The organism is Sphingomonas sp., assembly GCF_042091075.1.
Lineage (GTDB): Bacteria > Pseudomonadota > Alphaproteobacteria > Sphingomonadales > Sphingomonadaceae > Sphingomonas.
In genome coordinates this window covers 23,070-32,177 of record NZ_JBELIE010000017.1, presented here as the reverse complement: position 1 = coordinate 32,177, position 9,108 = coordinate 23,070, and the positions used below count along the sequence as shown (strand labels likewise).

At 66.3% G+C, this 9,108-nt stretch carries 10 protein-coding genes; 6 read left to right on the top strand and 4 right to left on the bottom strand.

Annotated features, from left to right (window positions below; genetic code table 11):
- The 4 genes from ACFDSW_RS03305 to pyrF form a co-directional block, all read left to right on the top strand.
- Nucleotides 1-400: endonuclease/exonuclease/phosphatase family protein (locus ACFDSW_RS03305; RefSeq protein ID WP_375248851.1), on the top strand; the 400-nt coding region annotated here is incomplete at its 5' end.
- Nucleotides 397-2,718 (top strand): patatin-like protein, encoded by a 2,322-nt coding sequence (locus ACFDSW_RS03300; RefSeq protein ID WP_375248850.1) that lies wholly within the window; start codon nt 397-399, stop codon nt 2,716-2,718. The genes ACFDSW_RS03305 and ACFDSW_RS03300, both read left to right, overlap by 4 nt.
- A gap of 59 nt (nt 2,719-2,777) precedes the next feature.
- Nucleotides 2,778-3,119, top strand: coding sequence for a lipopolysaccharide assembly protein LapA domain-containing protein (locus tag ACFDSW_RS03295; RefSeq protein ID WP_375248849.1), 342 nt, complete (start codon nt 2,778-2,780; stop codon nt 3,117-3,119).
- On the top strand, nt 3,119-3,793 hold the full coding sequence (gene pyrF / locus ACFDSW_RS03290) for an orotidine-5'-phosphate decarboxylase (RefSeq protein ID WP_375248848.1): 675 nt from the start codon (nt 3,119-3,121) through the stop codon (nt 3,791-3,793). Before ACFDSW_RS03295 ends, pyrF begins: the two co-directional genes overlap by 1 nt.
- Nucleotides 3,794-3,889: 96 nt before the next feature.
- On the opposite strand, the gene ACFDSW_RS03285 is transcribed toward pyrF, so the two are convergent.
- Complete coding sequence (locus tag ACFDSW_RS03285) at nt 3,890-4,378, bottom strand: histidine kinase (RefSeq protein ID WP_375248852.1); 489 nt, start codon at nt 4,376-4,378, stop codon at nt 3,890-3,892.
- A gap of 74 nt (nt 4,379-4,452) precedes the next feature.
- A complete protein-coding gene (locus ACFDSW_RS03280; RefSeq protein WP_375248847.1) occupies nt 4,453-5,130 on the bottom strand; it encodes a hypothetical protein in 678 nt (225 codons plus the stop codon).
- A gap of 68 nt (nt 5,131-5,198) precedes the next feature.
- Here ACFDSW_RS03280 and ACFDSW_RS03275 point away from each other — a divergent pair, with 68 nt between their 5' ends.
- Both ACFDSW_RS03275 and ACFDSW_RS03270 read left to right on the top strand, forming a co-directional pair.
- Nucleotides 5,199-5,822: a TadE/TadG family type IV pilus assembly protein gene (locus tag ACFDSW_RS03275; RefSeq protein ID WP_375248846.1), complete on the top strand. Its 624-nt coding sequence runs from the start codon at nt 5,199-5,201 to the stop codon at nt 5,820-5,822.
- 65 nt (nt 5,823-5,887) lie between these two features.
- On the top strand, nt 5,888-6,496 hold the full coding sequence (locus ACFDSW_RS03270) for a pilus assembly protein (RefSeq protein WP_375248845.1): 609 nt from the start codon (nt 5,888-5,890) through the stop codon (nt 6,494-6,496).
- Between the two features lie 25 nt (nt 6,497-6,521).
- On the opposite strand, the gene ACFDSW_RS03265 is transcribed toward ACFDSW_RS03270, so the two are convergent.
- Together ACFDSW_RS03265 and pdhA are read right to left on the bottom strand one after the other, a co-directional pair.
- On the bottom strand, nt 6,522-7,952 hold the full coding sequence (locus ACFDSW_RS03265) for a pyruvate dehydrogenase complex E1 component subunit beta (protein WP_375248844.1): 1,431 nt from the start codon (nt 7,950-7,952) through the stop codon (nt 6,522-6,524).
- A 1-nt stretch (nt 7,953) separates the two neighbouring features.
- The gene (pdhA, locus tag ACFDSW_RS03260; protein ID WP_375248843.1) at nt 7,954-9,024 is read right to left on the bottom strand and encodes a pyruvate dehydrogenase (acetyl-transferring) E1 component subunit alpha; all 1,071 of its coding nucleotides are present in this window, start codon (nt 9,022-9,024) and stop codon (nt 7,954-7,956) included.
- Nucleotides 9,025-9,108: the final 84 nt, after the last annotated feature.

Below are 9,108 nucleotides of genomic sequence, written 5' to 3'. Positions count from 1 at the left end.
ATCGCTGGAACCGCGCGGCGCGGTGATGGCGGATATCGCGATCGGCGAGCGAATCGTTCGCGTCGTCGGCATGCACCTCGATCTGTCGGGGTTATGGCGCCGCAAGCAGGCCGCCGCGATCCTGTCGCACGTCGCCGCCAGCGCGCGGCATTATCCTACGGTGATGATGGGCGATCTGAACGAATGGTCGCGGCACGCGGGATGCCTGCGCGATTTCCGGCACGGCTTCCGCATGGCCGAAACGGGGCCGAGCTTTCACGCCCGCCGCCCGATCGCGCGGCTCGACCGGATCATGGTATCGGCAGACTGGTCGATCCTGGATTGCGGCGTTCATCACAGCCCGACGTCGCGCACCGCATCGGACCATCTGCCGATCTGGGCGGAACTTGGCCCGCGATGAGCCCGCCCACGCCGCCCGCCGACCCGGTGCGCGAGAAGGAACTGCGATTGGCGCTGGTCTGCTACGGTGGGATCAGCCTGGCAGTGTATATGCACGGTATCACCAAGGAGGTGTGGCACGTCTCCCGCGCCAGCCGCGCCGCGCATGACGGGGCCGGCTGTGTCGGTGCCAGCGCGCAGGTCTACCGCGCGTTGCTGGCGGAGATTGAGGAAAGTGCGCGGCTGCGGCTGCGCGTGCTGCCCGATATCGTCGCCGGGGCGAGCGCGGGCGGAATCAACGGCGTGTTCCTGGCGCAGGCGATCGCCAGCGGACAGTCGCTCGACCCGCTGACCGACCTGTGGCTGGACGGTGCCGATATCGAGCGACTGATCGACGAGCAGGCGGCCCCCGCCTCACGTTTTTCGAAAGTGTGGGCATTGCCGCTGGCGTGGATGGCGGCGGGGCGCAGCGCGGAGCAGCTCGACGGGCTGGATGGCGCCACGCGCGACGAGGTGAAGACGAAACTGTCGCACTTCATCCGCTCGCGCTGGTTCGAGCCCCCCTTTTCCGGCAGCGGGTTCACCAGAATGCTGCTCGACGCCTTCGCCGCGATGGCGGCGGCGCCGCGCGGGCCGCGCCTGTTGCCCGACGGCCAGCCGCTCGACCTGTTCGTCACCGTCACCGATTTCGGCGGCCATCCCGAACGGCTGCAACTGCACTCCCCCACCGAAGTGATGGAAACCGAGCATCGCCTGGTGGTGCCGTTCACCGATCATGGCGAACAGGTCGATACGCTCGCGCCGGCGCCCGACCTGGCCTTTGCCGCGCGCGCGACGTCGAGCTTCCCCGGCGCTTTCCCGCCTTTCACCGTGGGCGAGCTGGACGCGGTATTGGCCGAGCGGCATCAGGCGTGGCCCGGCCGGCGGGCGTTTCTGGCTCGCGTCCTGCCCCGCCATGTCGCGGCGCGCGCGACCGGCAAGGCAGTGCTGATCGACGGTTCGGTGCTGGCCAATGCGCCGTTCCGCCCCGCCATCGACGCGCTGCGCGAGCGGCCCGCGCGGCGGGAGATCGATCGCCGCTTCGTCTATATCGACCCCTCCCCCGGCCGCAAATTCGGGATGCACGCCGCCACCGCAGACGGGCCGCCGGGCTTTTTCCAGACGATTATCGGGGCGATCAGCGAGCTGCCTCGTCAGCAGCCGATCCGCGACAATCTGGAGGCGCTGGCCGAACGCTCGCGACGGATCGAACGGATGCGGGCGATCATCGAGGCGATCCGCCCGCAGGTGGAGGCGGAGGTGGAGGGAGTGTTCGGGCGCACCTTCTTCCTCGACCACCCCACCCCGGCAAGGCTGGTGGCGTGGCGGCGTCGGGCGCAGCAGGCAGCGGCGGATCGCGCCGGCTACAGCTACGCGGGTTACGCCCAGTTGAAGGTGGCCGGCGTGGTGGAATTCGTCACCGCACTGCTGCAAACGGTCGGAGGGGAAGCGGGCGCACAGCGACGGACGCGCATCCGGGAGCGGATCGAGGCGACGTTGGCCGCGCGGGGGATCGGCGTCGACGCGATCGCCGCTGGTGACGCGAGCGAGGCGACGATCGACTTCCTGCGCACCTTCGACCTCAACTTTCGCGTCCGTCGCCTGCGTCTGATCGCGCGCCGGCTGACCGAGATGGAGGCGCATACCGACGAGGCGCAGCTCGCTCCCTTGCGCGACGCGATCTACGACGCGCTCAACGCCTATCTCGATGCCAAGCGCACCGATCGGCATCTGCGCTTCCGACATGCCATCCGTTCGCTGCGGGACGATGCCGGCGATTTGCTCGATTCGTTCGGTCAGGCGCTGGACCTGTCGGCGCATGATGCCGCCACCGATGAGCGGATTTCGGCCGCGCTGGCCAATGTCCCGCGTGAGATACGGCGCCCGATGCTGCTCAACTATCTGGGCTTCCCTTATTTCGACGTGGCCACCATGCCGTTGCTGCAAGGCGAAGGGATGGATGAATTCGATCCGATCAAGGTCGATCGCATTTCCCCCGACGATGCCCGCTCGATCCGCGCGGGCGGCGCGGAAGCGACACTTAAGGGCATTCAATTCAGTAGCTTCGGCGCATTCTTCAGCCGTTCCTATCGGGAGAACGACTATCTTTGGGGGCGGCTGCACGGCGCCGAGCGAATGATCGACATCATCGTATCGACACTGCCAGCGGGGACGCGCTTGCGCGCCGGACGGGTGGCGGCGATCAAACGCGCGGCCTTTCTCGCGATCCTCGACGAGGAGGAATCACGGCTGACGACGGCACATGATCTGATCGCGATACTACGACAGGAAATCGGCTGATTCTCGCAGGATTCGCAACCGGACTGGAAAAATCCGCCGCGTCCGCCTAGCCTGCCGCCATGCAGTTTCTGAAGCTTCTGTTCTGGTGCCTGTTGGCGTTCGTCGCGGCAGTGTTCACCTTCGGCAACTGGACCAACGTTTCGGTACAATTGTTCGGCGGGCTGGTGGCGGAAATCAACCTGCCGCTGCTGTTGCTGGCGACGTTCCTGCTCGGGTTCCTGCCGACCTTGATCTATCAGCATTGGATGCGTTTCCGATTGCGCCAGCGGCTGTCGGGCGCGGAACGCGCGCTGGAGACCGAGCGCGCGATCGCGGCGGCACGGCAGGAGGCGACGCTTGTGGTGCCTGCCCCCGATGGCGACACCGTCGGACAAGTGAACGCCGCGCCGGGAGAATCGTGATGGGCAACCGGATCTTCGTCGCGCTCGACACACCCGATCTGGCGCGCGCCAAGGCGATGGCCGCCCGCGTCCGGCATCACGTCGGCGGCATCAAGCTGGGACTTGAGTTCTTCTGCGCCAACGGCCCCGCCGGAGTGCGCGCCATGGAGGAACTCGGCCTGCCGATCTTCCTCGATCTGAAGCTGCACGACATTCCCAATACGGTGGCCAAGGCGGTTCAATCGCTATCGCCGCTCGCCCCGGCGATCCTCACCGTTCATGCCGCAGGCGGGCGGGCGATGCTGGAAGACGCCAAGGCCGCCGCTCCGCCCGCGACCAAAGTGATCGCGGTGACGATGCTGACCAGTCTTGACGAAAGTGATCTGGCCGCCACCGGCGTCGCCGGCAACGCGCATGACCATGTTGCGCGCCTCGCCGACCTTGCCGCCGAAGCCGGGCTGGACGGGATCGTCTGCTCGGGCGCCGAAGTGAAGGATGCGCATCGCCGCTGGACGAAGGGCTTTTTCGTCGTCCCCGGCGTGCGCCCTGCGAATGGCGTGGCCGGCGATCAGAAGCGGGTCGTCACACCGCGGCAAGCGATCGATGACGGTGCATCGATCCTCGTCGTCGGCCGACCGATCACCCAGGCGGAAGATCCCGATATGGCGGCACGGTCGATCGTCGCAACCTTGTAAGGCCGCCTCCGATCGCTCGGGCGCGGATGGCAGCCCGCCCGCCCGAGCATCCGCCCCAACCCAGCAAGGGGAAGAGGATCTGTCCGTCGATCCGCCCTAGGATTTGTCCGGGCGCGCCGCGTCATCCGCGTCGTCGCTTAGCGAGGTGGTGCAGCGGCACGCCGCGCGCGATTTCCGCTTCGGTGCGGTGGTCGCGAATTCCTGTGCGGTCAGCGCCCCCGAACGATCGTGATCGGCATCGGCGAATTTGGTCATGCTGCGGATCGCCCATTCGTCGAAGGTCAGCCGTCCGTCGCCATCGACGTCAAGCTTCGCGAACGCCTTGCGCCGGCTGGCGAGATATTCGTCACGTGTCACCGCGCCGTCGCGATCCCGATCGACGCGCGCGAAGCGTTTCGCCTCGCGCGTTTGGGGTGACGCCTCGGGCAGATCGCCCGTCACTGGCGAGGCGTCGCTACCGGGGGCCATCGCCGCGAGCGGATTCGCCGCTGCCGCCGATGATGCCGGTCGCCCGGTGGACGACGTCAGCATCAGCCCCACCCCCGCCGCGGCCGACAATAACACCACCGCCATCACCACCCACATGATCCGCACCACGCCGCTCCCTCTGTCTCGATGCGGCGTATTCCTACTATGTTCTCCATATCGCCCAAATCCGATTATCGTCCGGTTAAGCGGTGCCACAATATGCGCGCCGCGCGCGACGGATGCCCGATCGGCTGCGGATGATGCGACACGTCGATCAGCGCGAGGTGCGCCATGGCGGACACCGCGCGCAGGCGCCGTGGCCAGCGCGCCGCCAGTGCCGGCCCCAGCCGGGAGCGCGCTTCCCCGCGCAACCGCTCCGCCTGCGCCGCGTCGCCGACGCGGTGAGACAGGTCGGCCATCGCCCAGCCTGCGCCCGCCGCGTCCAATCGAACGTCGTCATCTTCAAGTAGCGTGGCGGCGAGCCGGAAAAGCAACGTGCCGCGCGCGGCCGCATAGCGCGCCTCCGCTTCCGCCGCGGGGGCATCGTCGAGCAGCGCTTCCCATCCCTCCACCAGCGGGGCGAGATCGGCTCCATGCCAGGGTGCGCCGATATGCGGCGCCAGCACCTGCAGCGTCGGTTCCGCTGGCGCCGGGACGCTATCGAGACGGTTCAGCGCGTCATGCCACCATGTCAATCGCATCTGCCCCACCATCGGATCGCGGGTCGCCTGCCAGATCGCGGCAAGCCGCTCGTCCAGCGCCAGCAACGCCGCCAATCCGGCGCGACGCCCGGCGGCGGCATAGGTCAGGATCATCGCCCGCTCCTGAGCGCGCGCCGCCGCAGCCGGCTGGCTGGCCGTGTCGTTCATATGGTGTGTCCCCCGTTAACCATCCCGCTTCAACGGGCGTTACCGCTTTGTGGTGCATATCCCCAGCCATGCAGCAGCCCCCTTCACGACGAAAGCTTCGTGCGGCGGACGCGCTCGTTCGCGATCGGCGCGGTGCGACGATCGCGGAATTCGCGCTGGTGCTGATGCCGTTTCTCGCATTGCTGCTCGGGTCGCTCGATGTCGGCTATCAGGTTTACCTGAAGGCGCTGACCAATGGCGCGCTGGAACGCGCCGCGCGCAGGGCGACGGTCGGCAATCAGACCCGGCAACAGGTGATCAATCTGATCGGCGACGAGATTCGCACGATCCTGCCGGTGCAGCAGCGCAGCGACCCCAATGCGGTGCAGGTCACGCCGCTCAGTTACTTCAATTTCTCCGCCGTCGGCAAAGGTGAGCGGATCACCGGCGATACCGTGCCGCTCGGCACCTATAACGCCGGCGACTGTTACGAGGATCGCAACAACAACGGTCGTTATGATGCGACCGGCGGCGGCGGCAGCGATCTCGGCTCGGCGGACGACATCGTCTATTATAGCGTCGTGGTGACCGTGCCGCGCCTCTCGCCGTTCCTGAAGGCGCTGGGCCTGGGCGACACCACCACCGTCCGCGCGCAGACACTGATCCGCAACCAGCCCTATGGCGATCAGCAGGTCAGGATCCGTTGCTCATGACCCATCCGGCTCCCCGCACGCGTCACGCTATCGAGCGCCTGATAGGCAACCGATCCGGCGTGGCGATGACCGAGTTCGCGCTCGCGCTGACGTTCATGTTGCCGATCACCCTGACGGGGGTGGAGGTCGGCAATCTGGCGGTGACGACGCTTCGCCTCAACCAGCTCGCGATGATGACCGCGGACAATATCGCGCGCGTGCGTGGCTCAATCGACGAAGTCGACGTCAACGAAGTGATGACCGGGGTGGGCTTCGCCGGACAGAGCATCAACTTCGGCGGCCAGGGCCGCGCGATCGTGTCGATCGTGGAGGGCAACGGGCAGACCGGCGCGGCCGAGGGTAACCGGATCACGTGGCAGCGCTGCTTCGGCGCGAAGGACGTCACTTCGTCATACGGCCTGCCCGGCGACGGTGCGACCGACAACTCGCTCGCCGCCGGCGTCGGCCCGACCGGCAACAAGATCCGGCCGGTGATCAATTCCGCGCTGGTGCTGGCCGAATTACGCTACACCTATCGTCCGCTGGTCAGCACCAGCTTCATCCCGGCGGTGGAACTGCACTCGCTCCAGTCCTTCTCGGTCCGCGAGCGCGCCAATCAGGCGCTGACCAACACGACGAACCTTACCGACGCGCAGAAACGGCTGTGCGACAGCGCGCACCTTTCCGCCAACTGACCGGCAGAAAGGCGCGCGCCGTGGATCAATCGCGGTAACAGACCCTCTTCACCGCGCCGATGATCTTGTCCGCCGATACCAGCGCCAGCTTTTCGAGGTTCGCGGCATAGGGCAGCGGTACGTCCTCGTTGGTGACGCGCAGCACTGGCGCGTCGAGATCGTCAAAGCCCTCCTCCATCGCGATCGCAGCGATTTCCGACGCGATCGAGCAGGTCGGCCAGCCCTCTTCCACCACCACCAGCCGATTGGTCTTGGCAAGGCTCTTGAGCACGGACTGTTTGTCGAGCGGACGCAGCGTGCGCAGGTCGATCACTTCCGCCTCGATCCCCTCGCCCGCCAGCTTGTCGGCCGCTTCCAGCGCGAGCCCGACCCCGATCGAATAGCTGACGATCGTGACGTCACGGCCCTCGCGCATGATCCGCGCCTTGCCGATCGGCAGCACCCAGTCTTCGAGCTTCGGCACCTCGAACGACCGCCCGTACAGCAACTCGTTTTCGAGGAAGACGACCGGATCCTGGGTGCGGATGGCAGCCTTCAACAGGCCCTTGGCATCCGCCGCATCATAAGGCGCGATCACGATCAGGCCGGGCACGGAGGCATACCAGGGGCCGTAATTCTGGGAATGCTGCGCACCGACCCGGCTGGCGGCGCCGTTGGGGCCACGGAACACGATCGGGCACCGCATCTGCCCACCCGACATATAGTTCGTCTTGGCGGCCGAGTTGATGATATGGTCGATCGCCTGCATCGCGAAATTGAACGTCATGAACTCGACGATCGGGCGCAGGCCGCCCATCGCCGCGCCGGTGCCGACGCCCGCAAAGCCATATTCGGTGATCGGCGTGTCAATCACGCGCTTGTCGCCAAACTCGTCGAGCAGGCCCTGCGTCACCTTGTAGGCGCCCTGATATTGCGCGACTTCCTCACCCATCACGAACACGCGCTCGTCGGCGCGCATTTCCTCGGCCATCGCGTCGCGCAGCGCCTCACGGACGGTCTGCTTGACCATCTCGGTGCCGGCCGGGATCGCCGGATCGGCGACTTCGGCATCATGCTTCGCCGCCTCGAACATCTGGCGCGCGCCGGTCTCGACCTTCTCCTGCGCGGGGTGCGCCGAATCCTCGACCTGATCCGCTTTCTTCTCGTCGGCGGCGGCTTCGGCCTTGGGCGAATCATCCTTGGTGGCGGCAGGAGCCGATGCGCCGGCATCCTCCCCCTCGCCCGCCAATTGCATGATGACCTCGCCGACCTTCACCCCGTCGGTACCCTCGGCAACCAGGATCTTCGCGACGGTGCCCTCGTCGACCGCCTCGAACTCCATCGTCGCCTTGTCGGTCTCGATCTCGGCCATGATGTCGCCGGACTTTACCGTGTCGCCTTCCTTGACGAGCCACTTGGCGAGCGTGCCCTCCTCCATCGTGGGCGACAGCGCCGGCATCTTGATGTCGATCGCCATCTCAATACTTCTCCACCAGAACGTCGGTATACAGTTCCGCCGGTTCGGGCTCCGGCGTGCTCTCGGCGAAATCGGCCGCTTCGTTGACCGCGCGGCGGATCGCCTGCTCGATCGCCTTCAGCTCGTCTTCCTTCGTGCCGTGCTGATCCATCAGCAGCTTCTTGACGTGCTCGATCGGGTCTGACTTGTCGCGCACCGCCTGCACCTCGTCGCGCGAGCGGTATTTGGCCGGGTCGGACATCGAGTGGCCGCGATAGCGATAGGTCTTCATCTCAAGGATGATCGGGCCCTTGCCGGCACGCACCCAGGCCAACGCCTCTTCGGCCGCACCGCGCGACGCCAGCACGTCCATCCCGTCGATCTGCAGCCCCGGGATCCGGAAGCTTTCGCCACGACGATACAGCTGATCCTCCGACGAGGCGCGATTGACCGACGTGCCCATCGCATATTGGTTGTTCTCGATCACGAAAATGATCGGCAACTTCCACAGCTCGGCCATGTTGAAGGCTTCGTATACCTGCCCCTGGTTGGCCGCGCCGTCGCCGAAATAGGCCAGCGTGACGCCACCGTCGTTCGCATATTTGTGCGAGAAGGCGAGCCCGGCGCCGAGCGACACCTGCGCCCCGACGATACCATGGCCACCGTAGAACTTATGCTCGACGCTGAACATGTGCATCGAGCCACCCTTGCCCTTCGAGATGCCGGCCTGACGCCCGGTCAGCTCCGCCATGACGTCCTTGGGCGGGATGCCGCACAACAGCATATGGCCGTGGTCGCGATAGCCGGTGATGACCGAGTCCTTGTCGGTCAGCGCCGATTGCAGCCCGACGGCGACCGCTTCCTGGCCGATATACAAATGGCAGAAACCACCGATCAGCCCCAGGCCGTACAGCTGCCCGGCCTTTTCCTCGAAGCGGCGGATGAGGAGCATGTCCTCATAGAATTTCAGCAACTCCTCTTTCGACGCATCGTAGGGCGACGGGTCTGCAGGACGCTCGCGATTCGATTTCAGGGGATCGGCCGGCGGTGAGTCGGTGATCGGTGCCGTGGGGCGGGCTGGGGCTTTTGCCACGATGGACGTAACCTCGTTTCCTTGGGGAGATCCGCGCCTATAATCGCGGCATGCCCCGATGCGCAAACCCCAGCGCCTTGAAAG